The organism is Vibrio sp. 10N.222.52.C3 (assembly GCF_041474195.1).
Classification (GTDB): Bacteria; Pseudomonadota; Gammaproteobacteria; order Enterobacterales; family Vibrionaceae; genus Vibrio; species Vibrio crassostreae_C.
Genome location: NZ_JBFRTQ010000255.1, coordinates 1 through 239 on the forward strand (window position 1 = coordinate 1; position 239 = coordinate 239).

The window sequence follows — 239 nt, forward strand, 5'->3', positions numbered from 1 at the left end:
TCCTGCGGTCTACTCACCATCAGATGCACTGGCGATTAGACGTTGGTTTTAAAGAAGATGAATGTCGGATACGTCGAGAGCAAGCCGGTGAGAATTTAGCAGTTATAAGACATATAGCTTTAAATCTGCTGACGGAAGAAATCAGCTTCAAAGCAGGGATCAAAAGAAAGCAGAAAAAAGCGAACCGCAATAACGCTTACCTTTCGCAAGTCCTTGCAGGGCAAGGGGCTTCGTAATCT

1 protein-coding gene is annotated in these 239 nt (G+C 44.8%); it reads left to right on the plus strand.

Annotated features, from left to right (window positions below; genetic code table 11):
* A partial coding sequence (locus AB4517_RS22770; RefSeq protein WP_372150132.1) for a transposase occupies positions 1 to 236 on the plus strand: 236 nt, incomplete at its 5' end.
* Between the last annotated feature and the right edge of the window lie 3 nt (positions 237 to 239).